Source organism: Bradyrhizobium guangdongense, assembly GCF_006483445.1.
GTDB lineage: Bacteria > Pseudomonadota > Alphaproteobacteria > Rhizobiales > Xanthobacteraceae > Bradyrhizobium > Bradyrhizobium guangdongense_A.
Genome location: NZ_PPPT01000036.1, coordinates 1 through 16,824, shown reverse-complemented (window position 1 = coordinate 16,824; position 16,824 = coordinate 1). Strand labels below are relative to the sequence as shown.

General features: G+C 65.2%; 13 protein-coding genes and 1 riboswitch. Of the genes, 6 read left to right on the top strand and 7 right to left on the bottom strand.

Annotated elements, in window-relative coordinates; translation table 11 throughout:
• The first annotated feature begins 97 nt into the window (after positions 1-97).
• Entirely contained in the window at positions 98-1,288 is a 1,191-nt protein-coding gene (locus tag C2U70_RS05855; RefSeq protein WP_140976966.1) for an ABC transporter substrate-binding protein, read from the top strand.
• Between the two features lie 317 nt (positions 1,289-1,605).
• The gene (locus C2U70_RS05850; RefSeq protein WP_140976965.1) at positions 1,606-3,558 is read left to right on the top strand and encodes a DEAD/DEAH box helicase; all 1,953 of its coding nucleotides are present in this window, start codon (positions 1,606-1,608) and stop codon (positions 3,556-3,558) included.
• Between the two features lie 10 nt (positions 3,559-3,568).
• Here the strand turns inward: C2U70_RS05850 and C2U70_RS05845 are convergent, their stop codons facing one another.
• From C2U70_RS05845 to C2U70_RS05830, 4 genes are read right to left on the bottom strand one after another with little or no spacing between them, the layout of a single operon-like run.
• Positions 3,569-3,958 carry an MAPEG family protein gene (locus C2U70_RS05845; protein WP_140976964.1) on the bottom strand — a complete coding sequence of 130 codons (390 nt, stop codon included), beginning with the start codon at positions 3,956-3,958 and terminating at the stop codon, positions 3,569-3,571.
• 28 nt (positions 3,959-3,986) lie between these two features.
• Complete coding sequence (locus C2U70_RS05840) at positions 3,987-5,069, bottom strand: lipocalin-like domain-containing protein (protein ID WP_140976963.1); 1,083 nt, start codon at positions 5,067-5,069, stop codon at positions 3,987-3,989.
• Positions 5,059-7,521 (bottom strand): ABC transporter permease, encoded by a 2,463-nt coding sequence (locus tag C2U70_RS05835; protein WP_140976962.1) that lies wholly within the window; start codon positions 7,519-7,521, stop codon positions 5,059-5,061. Before C2U70_RS05835 ends, C2U70_RS05840 begins: the two co-directional genes overlap by 11 nt.
• Positions 7,518-8,171 carry an ABC transporter ATP-binding protein gene (locus tag C2U70_RS05830; RefSeq protein ID WP_140976961.1) on the bottom strand — a complete coding sequence of 218 codons (654 nt, stop codon included), beginning with the start codon at positions 8,169-8,171 and terminating at the stop codon, positions 7,518-7,520. Before C2U70_RS05830 ends, C2U70_RS05835 begins: the two co-directional genes overlap by 4 nt.
• Positions 8,172-8,318: 147 nt before the next feature.
• Here C2U70_RS05830 and C2U70_RS05825 point away from each other — a divergent pair, with 147 nt between their 5' ends.
• A complete protein-coding gene (locus tag C2U70_RS05825) occupies positions 8,319-9,638 on the top strand; it encodes an MFS transporter (protein ID WP_140976960.1) in 1,320 nt (439 codons plus the stop codon).
• Between the two features lie 188 nt (positions 9,639-9,826).
• On the opposite strand, the gene C2U70_RS05820 is transcribed toward C2U70_RS05825, so the two are convergent.
• The 3 genes from C2U70_RS05820 to C2U70_RS05815 all read right to left on the bottom strand — a co-directional run bounded on the left by C2U70_RS05820 (position 9,827) and on the right by C2U70_RS05815 (position 13,696).
• Positions 9,827-11,038: an MFS transporter gene (locus C2U70_RS05820; protein WP_140976959.1), complete on the bottom strand. Its 1,212-nt coding sequence runs from the start codon at positions 11,036-11,038 to the stop codon at positions 9,827-9,829.
• Between the two features lie 110 nt (positions 11,039-11,148).
• On the bottom strand, positions 11,149-11,316 hold the full coding sequence (locus tag C2U70_RS32845) for a hypothetical protein (protein ID WP_186294083.1): 168 nt from the start codon (positions 11,314-11,316) through the stop codon (positions 11,149-11,151).
• Positions 11,317-11,428: 112 nt separating this feature from the next.
• Positions 11,429-13,696, bottom strand: a complete 2,268-nt coding sequence (locus C2U70_RS05815) for a TonB-dependent receptor (protein WP_140976958.1) — start codon at positions 13,694-13,696, stop codon at positions 11,429-11,431.
• A gap of 113 nt (positions 13,697-13,809) precedes the next feature.
• Positions 13,810-14,006, bottom strand: a riboswitch (cobalamin riboswitch).
• A 108-nt stretch (positions 14,007-14,114) separates the two neighbouring features.
• On the opposite strand from C2U70_RS05815, the gene C2U70_RS05810 reads away from it, so the two are divergent.
• Genes C2U70_RS05810 through C2U70_RS05800 form a run of 3 tightly spaced genes read left to right on the top strand, consistent with a single transcriptional unit; the run spans position 14,115 to position 16,773 of the window.
• Positions 14,115-15,167 carry an iron ABC transporter permease gene (locus tag C2U70_RS05810; protein WP_186294082.1) on the top strand — a complete coding sequence of 351 codons (1,053 nt, stop codon included), beginning with the start codon at positions 14,115-14,117 and terminating at the stop codon, positions 15,165-15,167.
• Positions 15,164-15,943: an ABC transporter ATP-binding protein gene (locus tag C2U70_RS05805; RefSeq protein ID WP_140976957.1), complete on the top strand. Its 780-nt coding sequence runs from the start codon at positions 15,164-15,166 to the stop codon at positions 15,941-15,943. The genes C2U70_RS05810 and C2U70_RS05805 overlap by 4 nt, the downstream gene beginning before the upstream one ends.
• Positions 15,928-16,773 carry an ABC transporter substrate-binding protein gene (locus tag C2U70_RS05800; RefSeq protein ID WP_140976956.1) on the top strand — a complete coding sequence of 282 codons (846 nt, stop codon included), beginning with the start codon at positions 15,928-15,930 and terminating at the stop codon, positions 16,771-16,773. Before C2U70_RS05805 ends, C2U70_RS05800 begins: the two co-directional genes overlap by 16 nt.
• Positions 16,774-16,824: the final 51 nt, after the last annotated feature.

The following is a 16,824-nucleotide window of genomic DNA, read 5'->3' as shown; positions in this document are numbered from 1 at the left end:
CCCATACTAACGGCTTACGCGAAATGGTTGGGCATGCGCGGGGTTCTTCACTAGTATCCGCGCGATTTCAAAACAGAAAACTGCTGGGAGACAACATATGAAATCAGCACTTTTGGCGGCCGTTGGCGTGAGCGCACTGCTGCTGTCGGCGCCTGCGCTCGCACAAGGCGTCAAGATCGGCATCCTCAACGACCAGTCCGGCGTCTACGCCGATTACGGCGGCAAATGGTCGGTCGAGGCCGCCAAGATGGCGATCGAGGATTTTGGCGGCGAGGTGCTCGGCCAGAAGATCGAGCTCGTCACCGCCGACCACCAGAACAAGCCGGATCTCGCTGTTTCGATCGCGCGGCGCTGGTATGACGTCGAGAACGTCGACATGATCACTGAGCTGACGACATCCTCCGTCGCGCTCGCGATCCATGAGCTGTCCAAGGAAAAGAAGAAGATCGACATCGTCGTGGGTGCCGCGACCTCGCGTCTCACCGGCGACGCCTGCCAGCCCTACGGCTTCCACTGGGCCTATGACACCCATGCGCTCGGCGTCGGCACCGGCGGCGCGCTGACCAAGGCGGGCGGCGACACCTGGTTCTTCCTGACCGCCGACTACGCGTTCGGCTACGCGCTGGAGAAGGACACCAGCGACATCGTGCACGCCAATGGCGGCAAGGTGGTCGGCTCGGTGCGCGTGCCGCTCAACTCGTCGGACTTCTCTTCCTTCCTGCTGCAGGCGCAGAGCTCGAAGGCGAAGATCGTCGGCCTCGCCAATGCCGGCCTCGACACCACCAACTCGATCAAGCAGGCGGCCGAGTTCGGCATCGTCTCGGGCGGCCAGAAGCTGGCCGGCCTCCTGATGACGCTCGCCGAGGTCAATGGTCTCGGCCTGCAGGCAGCCCAAGGCCTCGTGTTGACCGAGGGCTTCTACTGGGATCTCAACGACACTACCCGCGCATTTGGCGAGCGCTATCTGAAGCGCACCGGCCGGATGCCGAGCATGATCCACGCCGGCACCTATTCGTCGACGCTGAGCTATCTGAAGGCCGTCAAGGCCGCCGGAACTAAGGATACCGAGGCGGTTGCCAAGAAGCTGAAGGAGCTGCCGGTCGACGACGCCTTCGCCAAGGGCAAGGTGCTGGAGAACGGCCGCATGGTCCACGACATGTATCTGTTCGAGGTCAAGAAGCCCTCGGAGTCGAAGAAGCCCTGGGACTATTACAAGCTGCTCGCGACCGTGCCGGGCGACCAGGCGTTCTTCTCCGCCAAGGACAGCGGCTGCCCGGCGACGAAGTGAGCTTGCTTCGTCCCGACTGGGAGAGCTGATTTAGACGTCGTCCCGGCGCTGCGCCGGGACGATTTTCGTTAACGGCCCCGTTTCGTTAACGGTCCTGGGGTGGCGCATAGCAGCAATGACCCCATATATCCCCGAAACGGCTCCAAAAGGCTGAAATCGTGGGCTCTGCAGTCTGCCCGGGGATGGCGCTTTGGCCGTTCTTGGCGTAAAGCGTCCGCATCACATTCCAGCACGTATGGCTATGCCGTCTGCCTTGCAGGCGGCCCTGGGTCATTTGACCTGACGTCCTGCGCCTGAACCAAACCAAGGCTTTTCTCGTGTCATTCCCGACCACAAGTGCGCCGCTCGCCCGAGCTCTGGCCGAGCGCAACTACGACCGTCCGACGCCCGTTCAGCTTGCCGTCCTCGCCGACGATGCCGTCGACCGTGACCTTCTGGTCTCGGCGCAAACCGGCTCTGGCAAGACCGTCGCTTACGGCCTCGCCATGGCAAAGGATCTGCTCGGCGATGCCGCGCAGTTCGAGCGTGCCGCCGCACCGCTGGCCCTTATCGTCGCGCCGACCCGCGAACTCGCCTTGCAGGTCCAGCGCGAACTTGCGTGGCTCTATGGACACGCCGGTGGTCGCGTCGTCTCTTGTGTCGGCGGCATGGACCCCCGCCGCGAGCAACGCGAGCTTGCCGCGGGCGCGCACATCGTCGTCGGGACGCCCGGCCGTTTGTGCGATCACTTGCGGCGCAATCGCCTCGACATCTCGGAATTGAAGGTGGTCGTCCTCGACGAAGCCGACGAGATGCTCAATCTCGGCTTCCGCGAGGACCTGGAGTTCATCCTCGAGACCACGCCGGAGACGCGCCGCTCGCTGCTGTTCTCGGCGACGTTTCCGCGCGGTATCGTCGCGCTGGCGAAACAATACCAGCAGCACGCGTTTCGCATCGAGGTCGCCGGTGACGAGGGCGGACACGCCGATATCGAATACCGTGCGGTCAGGGTCGCCCCCGGTGATGTCGAGCACGCCGTCGTCAACGTGCTGCGCTTTTTCGAATCGCCGAGCGCGCTGGTGTTCTGCAACACGCGGGATGCCGTCAGGCATCTCCAGGCCGCACTCTTGGAGCGTGGCTTTTCTGTCGTCGCGCTGTCGGGCGAATTGACCCAGAATGAGCGTACCCAGGCGCTGCAGTCCCTGCGCGACGGACGCTCGCGCGTGTGCGTGGCGACCGACGTCGCCGCGCGCGGCATCGATCTGCCGAGCCTCGATCTCGTCATTCACGCCGACCTGCCGAATGATGCGGAGGTGTTGCAACATCGTTCCGGCCGCACCGGCCGCGCAGGCCGCAAGGGTGTCAGCGTCCTCCTGGTGCCGCCGGCGCGCCGGCGGCGTGCCGAACTGTTGCTCAACCTGTCCGGCACCGATGCCATCTGGGGCACGGCGCCGCAGGCGGATGACATCCGCAAGCTCGACCACGAACGTATGTTGAAGGATGCTCTGTTCACGGAGGAGACGACCCCTGAAGACCTGGCACTGGCGCAGGCATTGCTGGCAGAGCGGTCTCCCGAGGATATCGCCGCAGCATTGGCGCGGCTCTATCGCGCGCGGCTTCCGTCGCCCGAGGACATCATCGACCCCGGCGAGGATCGTGGCCGGTCGCGTGAGGGGCGCGAGAAGAATGCTCGATCCGCGCGCGACGATGATCGTCCGGCCGCTCCGCGGTCGAAGTCCGGAAAACCGTCTGCGCGTCACGGCATGGCGGAGCCGAGCGTCTGGTTCCGCGCCGCGATCGGCAAACGGAAGAATGCCGAAGCGCGCTGGCTGCTGCCGATGATCTGCCGTCGCGGCGGCATCGACAAGCGCGACATCGGCGCCATCAAAATCTTGGACACCACCACCGAGTTCGAAATCTCCGAGCGGGTCGCAGATGCCTTCGCCGTCAAGGTCCGGCGTCCCGACAAGGAAGACAACATCCGCATCGAGCCGCTGGCAAATGCACCGCAAGCGCAGGCGCCTTCAGAGAAGCGCTCGTACGAGCCCCGGCGCGAGGCCCGCGAGGGCGATCACGGTGAGCGACGTGAGCACCATTCGCGTGATGCTGTCGACTCGAAGCACCGCGGCAAGCACAGCGATGACAGGTCGAAATTTGGCGGCGAGCCGGGCTTTGCGAAGAAAAAGAAAGACAAGAACAAGCCCGGCCATTCCGAGCACCCGCGCGGTGTAACCGAGTGGTCTGCCAAGGCCGGGTCTGGAAAAAAGTCGAAGAAGAAGCGTCGCGGCTGATTAGCTTGCCTCAGTGCACCAGCCGCCACGCCACCGCGCCCAGCGCGCCGATCCATAGCACAAGGCTCGCGATACCCTGAATCGCAAAGCCCGGGCTGCGCTTGGCGGCTTCCTTCGAATAGCCGATGACGTAGACGATGCGGCCGATGATCCAGACCGCGCCGATCCCGGCGGCAATCGCGTCGCTGATATAGATCGCGAACAGCCAGAGCGACGGCAAGAAGATCGGCATCCACTCCAGCGTGTTCATCTGGATCCGGAAGGCGCGATCGAAATCAGGATGCCCCGCCATCGCCGGCACCTTGACGCCCGTCGCCGCGCGCGACCGCGCGACGTTGATGCTGGTGTAGAAATAGAGCGCGACGGCAAGCAGCGTGACGAGGGCGGTGAGGTGATACATCGCTGGATCCTTTGACGAAGTCGCGGGTTCAATAGCCCGTCAATTCGAGATAGCCAACGCCATTATGCGTGCCGGCAAAACTGATCGGCCCTTCCCAATAGGAGAACCCTGTTCCCATCCAGGCTTTTGCATTGAGCGGCTTGCAGGCAATCGAGAAGGATTTTGACGGGATTGCGATCTGCCATTCGACCGGCAGCTTGCGTCCCGCAACCTCTGCCGTGGCTTTCGGTGTCATCTGGATGTCGCGGCCGGTGATTTGTTCCGTCCGGCCGTCGGCCGCAATCCAGTTGCCAAAGGGATAATCCTGTCCGTCTTTCTGCCGGAGCCGATACAGCATCAGCTTGTCGCCGGAGGCGAGATGCAGCGATAGCCAGTCCCAGCCAGTCTGGTCTGAAGCAAGGGGCTGGCTGCTCCATTCGCGGTCCATCCAGGCTTGCCCAGACACATCAACCGTCTTGTCGTCGATCCTCAGCGTTCCCTGCGCACGGAAGAACGGCTGACTGTAGTAGTAAGATGCCTGGCCGCGTTCCGATTTGCGGCTGAAGCCGGCATCGCCCTGCAGCACCACTGTGCGGTCGGCTTGAAGCGTCAGCGCGTAGCTGAAATCGGCACTCGAAGCCTTCAGCACCACCGGCGCCAGCGTGCGATCGTCCGTGGCGTCCGTTCCCTTCATCTCCCAGGCGTCGATCCAGGCCGCAAACGGCTTTGCCGCAACACCGGCCTGCCCGATGCCGCCGCGCGCAAAAAGCTCGCCGAACCGATGCGTGTCGGCGCGGGTCACGGCCGCGTGCGCCATCCAGATCTGTTGATTGGCCCAGCCCTCGCGTTGCGGGCCGCTCGCCGCCGCCTGACGAAACAGCGTCCATTGCAGTCCGCACGGGGCGCCCGCGGCGTCGACGAGGTTCGCAGTCAGGTACCACCATTCGATGCGGAAATCCGGATGCGGGCCGTGATCGGCGGGAAAGGAAAATGCCCTTCCCGGCACGACCGGCGCAAAGCCGTTGGCGCTCTCGCCAAGTCCGGCATAGCCTTGCGCGAATGCGTAACGCGGCAAGGCAAGCGCAGCGAGGCTGCCCGCAAAGGCACGGCGCGACAGGCCATTAGCGCTCATTGGCAAACACCTTCACGAGAGTCGCCGGCTGCATCCGCGCGAGCCGCAACACCGGCAGCAGTGCCGCGAGCAGGGAGGCCAGAAGCGCGACCGCCACGAGCTCCACCAATTGCTGCGGGAAGACATGGAACGGCAGCCGCCAGCCAAACGCTTTCACGTTCACGATCGCGAGCAGGCACCACGCCACGAGCAGTCCCAGCGGTAGCGCGAGCAGTGCGGTGAACAGGGCGACCGACAGCGTCTTGGTCAGCTCGATCGCGGCGAGCTTCGGTCGCGTGATGCCGATCGCCCAGAGCGGTGCAAGCTGCGGCAGGCGCGAATTGGCGAGCGTCAACAGGCTGGTCAGGAGCGCGATGCCGGCGACGCCGAGCGTGAAGGCATTGAGGGCCGAGGTGACGGCAAAGGTGCGGTTGAAAATGCGGATCGACTCCGCCTTCACCGTCGCCTGGTCGGCGACGCTGCGATCGTCGAGCGCGAACTGCTTCTGGAGCGCCGCGATCAGCCCGGGAATCCTGTCCCGGGGCACGATTAAGCCCATCCGCGTCTGCGGCGTTTGCGGGAAGTGACGCAACAGCGCTGCGACATTGACGGTGAGCTGCCCCTTGGGATTGCCATAGTCGGCATAGATGCCGGCGATATCGAGTTCCCAATTGCCGCCTGGCGTTGCGATCTCGACGACGTCGCCGACGCGCACGTTCAACCGCCGGCTAAGTTGTTCGCTGATGAAAGCGGCATTGCCCGGCACGAGCTGGGTCCAGGCTTTTGGCGCAGTTTCGAGCAGAGGCCAGCGCTCGCGATAGAGCGCGTGATCGGGCAGCCCGAGCAGTTCCACCGGCTGCCCCGCGACTTGCGTCTCCGCGCGTCCGCCCGATAGCACCGCCTGAACCTCGCTCCGCTCGCGCAACCAGTTGCGGATCGCAACCGCCTTCGCATTGTCGGGCGCACTGACATAGACGTCGGCCGCGAGCCTTCCATTGAGCCAGCCAAGGAAGGTGCGGCTGAAGGATTCAACCATGGTGGAGACGCCGACATTGACGGCGAGCGCGAGCAGCAGGGCCATCAGCGCGAGTGACAGCCCGGAAAGCTGTTGCCGGCTGTCGGCCCAGAACCACAGCGCGAGCGGGGAACGCGCGCCGCGCTGTCCCGTGCGCAGGATGATTTCGAGGAACGCCGGCAGGATCAGCGCTGCGCCGAGCATCAGCGCCGCCAGCACGCCAAAACCTGCGATCAGCGAATCGCCGTAGCGCAGCAGCAACGCCGCCACCGCGAATACGGCAAGCGCAGCCGTGCCTTGCAAGATCAGCCAGCGGTGCTGCGCCTGTTGCCAGGCTTGCGGCTGCGCGGTGGCAAGCAGCGGCAGCCTGATGGCCTTCAGCAGGCTGGTCGCGGCCGCGATCAGCGCGCCCAAAATGCTGATGCCGATGCCGGCGAGCCACCATTCTCCACGCAGCGTGAGCTGCCCCGGAATCTGTGCGCCATAAAGTCCGCGCAGCGACGCCGCGACGTCGGGCAGCAGCGCTGCCGCGATGAAATAGCCGCAAACGAGCCCGACCAGCCCCGCGACGAAAGCCAGCGCCACCAGCTCGACCACCAGCACCGTGTTCAGCAGGCGCGCCGAAGCGCCGCAGGCTCGTAACGTGCGCAGCATCGGCAGCCGCTGCTCGAAGGCGAGTCCGACCGCTGAATTGACGATGAAGAGGCCGACGAAGAACGACAGCAGGCCGAAAGCGGTGAGGTTGAGGTGAAAGCTGTCGGTGAGCCGTTCGAGCTCGGTCTCCGCGTTCGGTTCGACCAGTTGCAACTGGTCGCCGACGACGCTGGCGAGCGGAGCGGGTTTGCCTCTGGCTTTTCCGATCAGGAGCCGCGAGATCTGGTCCGGCTTGCCCAGCAGGCGTTGCGCGGCGCCGATATCGACCACCAGCACGTCTGATACGAGCTGCTGCTGCATACGCAGCGGTGGCAGTTTTGCGCCGTTGCTGATCGCCGGCGTTGCGCCTTCGACCTGCTGGAGATCGCCCAGCGTCTCGCGCGCAACCAGCGTCTGGCCCGGCGGGCCGACGAAAGCCGCGAGATCGTTGCGGCCGAGGCTCGGTGCATTGCCGACGTCGACCGGCAGTGTCACCGGCTCGATGCCGAGCAGGCGGATCGATCGTCCGTTGATCTGGACGCGGCCTTCCAGCATCGGCGAGACCGGCCATCCGGCGCGCCGCAGCTTGACGAATAGCTCCTGCGGGAAGGTGGCAGCGTCTGATGCAACCAGCATCGCCGTGCGCGTGCCGCCAAAAGTCGCCGCGGCGCGGTCATAGGCATTGCGCGCCTGCTGGTTGATCGCCTGCACGCCGCTCCACAGCGCGGTCGCTGAAATCAGGCCGATCAGCAGCGTCGCAAGCTGCATTGGATGTCGCCGCCAATGGCTCAGCAGCACGGCCAGGATCCACAGCGCGCGCCTCACGAGACGCGCCCCGCATGCAGGGTGACGTGGCGATCGAGGGTAGCTGCGAGATGCAGGCTGTGCGTCACCATCAGAAAGCCGCAGCCGGTGCGTGCCACGAGGTCGCGTGTCAGCGCCAGCACATTTTCGGCAGTGTCTTCGTCGAGGTTGCCGGTCGGCTCGTCCGCAAGCAGCAGTGTCGGCTTGATCGCGAGCGCCCGCCCGATCGCGACGCGCTGCTGCTGGCCGCCGGAGAGCTGCTCGGGGTAGCGCTTCAGCAGGTTTGCAAGTCCGAGCCGCTCGACCAGCTCTGCGTGCCAGGCCGCATCATGCCGGCCGGCGATTCGCGCCTGGAAGGCGAGATTGTCGTCGACCGACAGGCTGGGGATCAGATTGTACTGCTGGAACACCAGCCCGAGCCGGTCGCGCCGCAGCGCCGCGCGGCCAGCGTCCGATAGGACGGTGATCTCGGTGCCCTCGAGCGCGATGGTGCCGCCATCGGCGGCGTCCAGCCCCGCGATCAGGTGCAGCAGCGTGCTCTTGCCGCTGCCGGATTCTCCCGTCAGCGCGACGCGCTCGCCGGCTTTGATGTCGAGATCGACGCCGCGCAGCACATGGACCGGCTCGCCGGCGGAGGTGAAGGTCTTTGAGAGGTTCTTGATATCGAGCACGATGAATGGCGTCTGACGGAATTTACCCTCGTGCTGCGTAGCACACTTGCTGGGGAAATGCCGGGGTTGCGTTGCCACCAAGCCCGTTGCTAGCATCCTTCCCGGCCAGATCGAAAAAGTGCCAAAAAAGACAAGACGGGGAGAGATATGAGCGCTCAAGCAACGCCTGCGACGTCAGGCAAGGAAACGCCGAAGGGCGCCTGGACCATCACGTTTCTCCTGTTCCTGTTCATGTTGGTGAATTTCGCCGACAAGATCGTCGTGGGTCTCGCCGGCGTGCCGATCATGACCGACCTGAAGCTCGAGCCGGAGCAGTTCGGCCTGCTCGGCTCATCTTTCTTCTTCCTGTTCTCGATCTCGGCCATCGTCGTCGGCTTCATCGTCAACAAGGTGCCGACGCGCTGGGTGCTGCTGGTTCTCGCCATTATCTGGGCCGTGGCGCAGTTTCCGATGGTCGGCACCGTCAGCTTCACGACGCTCTTGATTTGCCGCATCATCCTCGGCGCGGGTGAGGGGCCGGCGTTCTCGGTTGCGGCGCATGCGATCTACAAATGGTTTCCCGACGAGAAGCGCACGCTGCCGACCGCGATTCTGTCGCAAGGTTCGGCCTTCGGCGTCATCCTCGCCGTACCGGCACTGAACTGGATTATCGTCAACCATTCCTGGCACTACGCGTTCGGTGCGCTCGGCGTCGTCGGCCTGATCTGGGTCTCGGCCTGGCTCGCGCTCGGCAAGGAGGGGCCGCTGGAAAGCAACCACCCTTCCATGGTGGCCGAGCCGAAGATTCCGTATCTCCATCTCCTGACCTCGCGCACCTTCATCGGCTGCTGCGCGGCGACCTTCGGCGCCTATTGGGCGCTGTCGCTCGGACTCACCTGGTTCACGCCGTTCATCATCAAGGGGCTCGGCTTCTCGCAAAAGGACGCCGGTTGGATCTCGGTGCTGCCCTGGGTGTTCGGCGCCACCATCGTGATTCTGGCAGGATGGATATCGCAGGTGATGATGGCGCGCGGTTCCACCACCCGCGTCGCCCGTGGCGTGCTCGGATCGGTGCCGCTGGTGCTCGGCGGTTGCATCCTCGCCATGATGCCCTATGCCAACAGCCCCGGTTTGCAGATCGCGTTCCTGGTCGTCGGCTCCGGCCTGTGCGGCGCGATCTATGTCGTGTGCCCGCCGATGCTCGGTGAGTTCACGCCGGTGTCGCAGCGCGGCGCCGTGATCGCGATCTACGGCGCGATCTACACGCTCGCCGGCATGATCGCGCCCTCCGTGATGGGCAGCGTGATCCAGCGCGCCGGCTCGACGCACGACGGCTACATGACCGGCTTCACCATCAACGCCGTAGTCATGGTCGCGTCAGGCCTGCTCGGATTGCTGCTGCTGTGGCCGAACACGGAAAAGGCGCGGCTGGCGCGCAGTGTGCCGGCGCAGGCGGATGCGCTGAAGAGAGCCGTATTGCCGACGTAAGTCGTTTGGTGGGGTAAGACGCGCCAAAACTATTACTGTCGTCCCGGACAAGCGCACCCCTGGCGGCGAAAGCCGTCCAGTAGCGCGCGCAGATCCGAGACCCATAACCACAGGAAGCGGTTGTTGCGCGAGCTGCCAATTGCCAGTCTTCGCCAAACGACAGCCAGTGGTTATGGGCCGGCAACGAGCTAGACCGTCGCCGCCCGCTCCCGCCGCTCCGTCAACAGCGACAGCACCACCGTCGCGACCATGAACACGACCGACGCGCCAAACACCCAGTGCGGCGCGTTGCGGTCCATGATCCAGCCGAACAGCAGCGGGCTGACGATGCCGCCGAGATTGAAGCCGGTCGAGACGATCCCGAAGGCGCGGCCTGCCGCGCCTGCGGGCGCGGCGTTGCGCACCAGCATGTCGCGCGAAGGTGCGATCACGCCGGAGAGGAAGCCCGCCAGCGTCATGGCAGCGGTGAGCACCCAGCCGGGCAGCGTGGTCGTCGCGATCAAAAGCACGATCGCTGCATTCGCGCCAAAGCAGAGCGCGGCGAGCTGGCCGTGGCGTTCGGTACGGTCGGCGAGAAAGCCGCCCGCGAGCACGCCGACGGCGCTTGCCGACAGGAACGCCGTCAGCGCGATGTTGGCCGCGGAGTAGGTGGCGCCATAGCCGCCCATCAGCGCGACGACACCAAAATTGCTGATGCCGGCGACCGACAGGCTCAGCAGCATGAACAGCGCCGTCAGCATCATCAGCGCCGGCGTGATCACCGCCTGCTTCGGAGCGTCCTCGGCGCCCGGCTTCTTCTTGTGCGCGCCGGCGTCGGGAATGCTCATGGCCACGAGCAGCAGCGCGATCAGCACGCCGATCGCGCCCGACGCGATCAGAGCGCCCGCACCGCCGCCGATCGCGACGAAGGCCGCGACGATCGCAGGCGCCACGGCGCCACCGAAATAGCCGGCAAAGGTGTGGATGGAGAAGGCGCGGCCCATCCGCGCCTCGTCCATGTGCTCGGCGAGGATCGCGTAGTCGGCGGGATGGTAGACACTGTTGGCGAGCCCGAGCAGCACGGCGCAGGCGACCAGCGAGGCGTAGCTCAGATGCAGGCCGAGCAGCATGAGCGCGAGCCCACCCAGCACCAGCCCACCCAGCAGGATCTTGCGTGCGCCAAAATGATCGACGAGATAGCCGGTCGGTGCCTGCGTCAGGCCCGAGACCACCGCGAATACAGTGAGCGCAAAGCCGAGCTCGATATAACCGACGCCAAGCTGGACTTTCAGGAACGGGAACAGCATCGGCAGGACCAGCAGATGGAAATGGCTGACCCAATGCGCGATCGAGATTCCGGTCAGGGTGCGCAGCGTGCTGTCCGCCTTGCCTTGCTGCGGTGCGGCGAGAACGTCGGCCATCAGTTCCGTTTCACTCCCGAATGGAGGCGCAAATTATCGGGGGAAGCGGTTATTTGTCCATGAATGTGGGCGCATGGCAGGTAGTGCGGACGACAAGGCAGGCACCCGTCTCACAACGGCTCGTCATCGGTCCCGTAGCGATCCCGCTTGGGAGTGGCGATGTCGCCGTCTTCGTAGTCGTCGTCGGTATCGCTCGGTGGGGGCGGCGGCTTCATGGTCTTGTCGTCTGCCTTCTTAACGTCGGCCACCTTCGGCGACGGGTCCTTTTTGCCGGCCATGGCATTCCTCGAATGGTGATGCTTTGTAACTCACCTTAGCCGGAAATCGCGCGATTTCCTTGACCTTTCTCAAGGCGGCCGGCTTGCGCCGGCCGCCTCTTGTGACGATCATTCAGAACGTCGCGCCGGCCTTCAGCAGATAGGTGCGCCCGGGCAGCGGATAGGCGCTGAAGCGGCCGTTGGTGAAGGTGCTTGCGATCGCGTAGTCGTAATAGAGCGCGTTCAGTACATTGTTGACGCTGAACGACCAGAAGAAGCGCTCGTGCCGACCGGAGAGTTTCAGGTCGATCGTGGCGTCGGCCGGGATCACCCTTTGCGTATTGGCCTGGTCGTTATCCATGCGTCGCTCGGTCCAGAACCGCGCCGTCGCATCGAGCACGACAAAATTCTGCCAGATGTTCCAGGTCAGGCCCGCAGTCGCGGTATAGCGCGAGACCAGCGGCACGTCGTTGCCAGCCCAAATGCCTTCGCGGAAGATCGCCCGCGTATAGGCCATGCCCGAGCGCAGCAGCAGGGAATCGTTGACGCGGTAGGAGAGGCTGGTCTCCGAGCCGTAACGCCGGGTCGGATCCAGATTGGTATTGTAGAACAGCACCGGACTGAAATGGATCTCGTTGGTGAGGTCCATCAGGTAGACGCTGGTCTGCATCTGCAAGCCGCCGCCCTTGATGCGAAGTCCGCTTTCGACGTCCTTCGACGTCTGCGTGTTCAACTGGAAGGTCTGCGGGATCGCCGCAAAGGTGAACGGGTCGAACGACGGTCCGGACGATACCCGCTCATCGACGTCGGGCGTGCGGAAAGCGCGCGCGGCGCGGCCGAACAGAGTGAAGACGTCATTGAGCCGGTGCTCGGCGCCGAGATGCAGTGCGTATTGCGTCTCGTTGCTGTTGAGCGGCAACGCGCCGATATCGGCGCCGAATATCGCGGTGTTGAAGGGTGCCGTCGCGTCGAACCCGTCGCGCGCCGACAGATTGATGTTCTGCACGCGCGCGCCGTAGGAAATATCGGTGGTCGGCGCAATCCCGACGGTGTGCTGGAAATAGCCGGCAACCGTCTGCTGGCGGAGGTCATAGGTATGCCATGGTGCGAGGCCCTGGCCGGCACCGCGCTTCTGCTCGAAGCTCGCATCGTAATAGTCGACGCCGGTGAGCAGCGTCGACGGTAGGCCGAACAGCATGCTCTTGATGCTGAGCCGCGGCGTGATCGACCAGGTCTGCAGATGCGCATCCACATATGTCGAGGTGAAGAAGTCCGGCACTGGTGTCGGGCTGGAGAAGAACGCGCCCTGCTGCTTCTTGTCGCGCACGCCGCCGTCGACGATCAAATCGACGCCGTTCACCAGCGTCTTGGTGAAGCCGGCCGTCGCGCTCGCGCCCTGCTGATTGGCATAGTCGAACGGCGTAGCTGCGCCGCGCCGATCGGTCGTGACCAGATCGACGCCGATGGAGGGATCCACCAGCCGTCCGCCGGGCAGTCGGAGCTCCTGATTGTCGCCGCTCACGTTGAAGAACGCGGTGAATCCGGGAGAGGTGTAGTTGAGGTTCCCGACGCCGTTCTCCTGAACATATTGATTGTTCGCGCGATAGCCGTCGGTCTTGACGGCATTGCCGTAGAACGAGGTCGACCAGTTGCCGAAATTGAGCGCGGTCGAGACCGCGCCCTGTCGGGTGTTGAACGAGCCAAAGCCGCTCTCGATGCGCATCGACACCGGCGGGCCGCCGACGCCGGTCTTGGTGACGATGTTGATCGTGCCGCCGACCGCGTTATCGCCATAGAGCACCGCGCCGGAATTGCCGCGGGTGATCTCGATGCGCTCGATCGAATTGAGCGGAATGGTGGAGAGGTCCACCTGCGCCATGTCGATGTCGTTGAGCCTGCGCCCGTTGATCAGAACCAGCGTATTGGCGCTGGCGAACGCGCCAAAACCGCGCAGGTCGACGGTGGTTTTTGCGGCAACGGGGCCGCCATAGAGCGTCGTGAGCTGGGCGCCCGGCGTCTGCGTCGCGATGATCTCGGCGAGCGACTGTGCCGGGGAATGCGCAATGTCGGCGGCCGTGATCACGGTGGTGGCGGCACCGACGATGCCGCCGGATTGCGCGGCGCTACCGGTGGCGGACGCGCCGCCACTACCGGTCGACGCGCCGCTGGCCGTGCCGTCGCCCTGCGACGGCGTGGACGGCGCGCGCCGCGGTGAGCTGGCGCCGGAATCGCCGGTCGCGCGCGCCCGCGTCTGGTTCTGGTCGCCAGGCCTGGCGACCTCGACGGGAGGCAATTGTTCGGCGACGACCTGGGCGCGGGCGGCGGTTACGCTGAGAACGAGGAAACTGGAGGCGAGCAGAAGCGAACTTTGTCGCCTTGCGGCTCTCGGAACGGACAACATCGGTGGACCTCGGCATGACGTCAGTGGCACGTCACAGCGAACGAGGTCTCACCGGTTGCGCTTCCCGCGTTCCGATAAGGCCAATGTCCGTACACCCCGACCGACATCATCGCGTGTGACCACGGCTGACGGCAGGTCTCCTGGCTTGCGGGTCGTTACCCTTCATCGCCTTCCCAGGAACCGAGGACCCCAGTGGCTTTTTGACGAAGAATTCGCCGCTTACAGTTGCGGGGGCAGCCGCGGCATAGGGAAAAAATCCCGCACCGCATTCCCATTTCGTCCCCGAAGGGAACCGTCTCGTTCATCTAGGAGGCAGCCGAAACAGGAGTCAATCCGCCTCCCTTCGATAAAGGCCGGTACGTGGTTTGTTCGCAACGCGCTTGTGCCCGGTTCCAGTCGATGTATGAGCATCGTCGAGATGGATGATCAGAGCGCTCAGATCGTGATTCAGGGGGCCGGCACCGATGCTGGCCGGCGCATGGGTGTGACGGCCGGGCTGATCGCGCTGGTCGTGCTGCTGGCGCTGATCTCGCTCGGGATCGGTGCGGTCAGGCTGTCGCCGCTGTCAGTCGTCGAGGCGCTGTTCGGCGGCGGCAGCGACGTGGCGCAGGTGATCGTGCGCGAGATCCGCCTGCCGCGTACGATCCTGGCGCTTGCGATTGGTGGCATCCTCGGGCTATCCGGTGCGGCGCTGCAGGGCCTGTTGCGCAACCCGCTGGCTTCGCCGTCGTTGTTCGGCGCGCCGCAATCAGCCGCCTTCGGTGCGGTGCTGATCATTGCGCTGGGGCTGGCCGACGTGCGCTCCTACGCGCTGCCCGTCGCGGCGATCATCGCGGCATTCGCCTCGGTGTTCGCGCTACTCGCCGTTGCCGGCCGCAACGCGGGGCTGTTGATCCTGATCCTCGCCGGGCTCGCGATCTCCGCGCTCGCGGGGGCCGCGACTGCGCTGGTGATGAACCTCTCCAAAAATGCCTTCATCGTGCTCGAGATCGCGTTCTGGTTGCTGGGTTCGCTGGAGGACCGCAGCTTTCGTCATGTCGCGCTGGCGCTGCCGTTCATCCTGGTTGGCGGCGCGATGCTGCTCAGCCAGCGCAGCGCGTTTCGCGCGCTTAGCCTGGGTGAAGAGGCGGCACAAAGCCTCGGCATCGATGTCGACCGGCTGAGGCTCCTGGTCATCTCGGGCGTCGCGCTCGGGGTTGGCGGTGCGGTCGCGGTCTCCGGCACCATCGGCTTCATCGGCTTGGTCGCGCCGCATCTGATGCGGCCGCTGATCGGGCATGATCCGTCGCGGCTGCTCGTGCCGAGTGCACTCGCGGGCAGTGCGCTGCTGCTTGCCTCCGACATCGCGGTGCGGATCATTCCTTCCACGTCGGATATCAAGGTCGGCGTGTTGACCTCGATCATCGGCGTTCCCTTCTTCCTCTATCTCATCGTGCGCGAGCGCCGCGCGCTCAGCGGAGGCGTCGCATGAGTGACGCCTTCCTCACCGCGCAGGGCGTCAATGTCAGCCTCGGCGGCCGCGCCGTGCTGCAAAATATTTCGTTGTCGCTGTCATCAGGCCATCTCGTCGCGCTGGTCGGCCCGAACGGTGCCGGCAAGACCACGCTGCTCCGCGCGCTTGCAGGCCTCATTCCCGCGAGTGGCAGCATCGACATCGGTGGCCGGGCGCTCGCCTCGCTGTCGTTGCGTGAGCGTGCAAGACGCTTCGCCTATCTGCCGCAGGGCCACATCGTGCACTGGCCGTTGGCCTCGCGCGATATCGTCGCGCTCGGCCGCTATCCGCATGGCGCGACCGATCCGGGCAGGCTGTCGCCGCGCGATGCCGACGCGGTCGCGCGCGCCATGCAGGCTGCCGACGTCGTGCAGTTCGCCGATCGCCGCGCCACCGAGCTCTCAGGCGGTGAGCGCAGCCGTGTCGCGCTGGCACGTGTGCTGGCGACCGAGGCGCCTGCCATCCTCGCGGACGAACCGACCTCGTCGCTCGATCCGCGCCATCAGCTCGACGTCATGCAGACCCTGCGCAAGGCCGCCAATGCCGGTGTGCTGGTGATCGTCGTAACGCACGATCTTGGTCTCGCGGCGCGTTTCGCCGATCGCGTGCTGGTGATGTCGAGCGGAAAGCTGGCGTCGCAGGGCAAACCCGCCGAAGCGCTGTCTGAGCAGGTGCTGGCCGACGTCTTCCGCATCACGGCCTATCGCGCCGAGCATGAGCGGGAGGCCGTGATCGTACCATGGGCGGACGTCTGACGATGCGGTCCGCGGCACCGGTCATCGCGGCAATCCTCCTGACGGCATGCCCCGCGTGCGCGGCACAGCCCCGCATCGCGTCGATGAATGTCTGCACCGACCAGCTCCTGCTCTCGCTCGCCGATCCCGGCCAGATCGTGGGCTTGAGCCGCTACGCACGCGACGACTGGCAATCCTGGCGCGCGGCCGAGGCGCAAAAATTTCCGGTGCTGTCGGGCGGCGCCGAGGACATCCTCGTGCTCAAGCCCGATGTCGTGGTGGCGAGCTTGTTCGACAAGCGAGCCACACGCGAGCTGCTGCAGGCGAACGGTGTGCAACTCGCCGAGTTCTCGGTGCCGAGGACCATGGACGAGGTGAAGGCGCAGATTGTACGGATGGGCGAGATCACGGGTCAGGCCGAGCGCGCCAATGCCGAGGTCGGGCGCATCGATGCGGCCATTCAGCGCGCGCGAGAGACGCTCGGACAGCGCAACGGTCGCGTGCTGCCGCTGTCGCGCCGCGGCTGGGTTGCCGGCCGTGACAGCCTGCTCGGCGTGCTCTTGCGCGAGGCGGGCTTGCGCAATGCGGCCGACGAGCTCGGCATCGGCGATGGCGCCTTCATCTCGCTGGAAGGCATCTTGGCGTTGAAGCCGGACGTTTTGCTGCTGTCGGAAGCGGGCGACCGCGCCGAGGACGAAGGCCGCGCCTTCCTGCTCCATCCGGCGCTGGCGCGCTTCTATCCACCCGACCAGCTCATCGTGATCCCGGACCGGCTCACGGTGTGCGGCGGCGTGATGCTGGCGGAGGCGCTTGATCTGCTGGTGAGCGAGATGAAGCGGATCGGAAAGTGACGGCGAAGCCGTCATTCCGGGACGATGCGAAGCATCGAACCCGGAATCTCG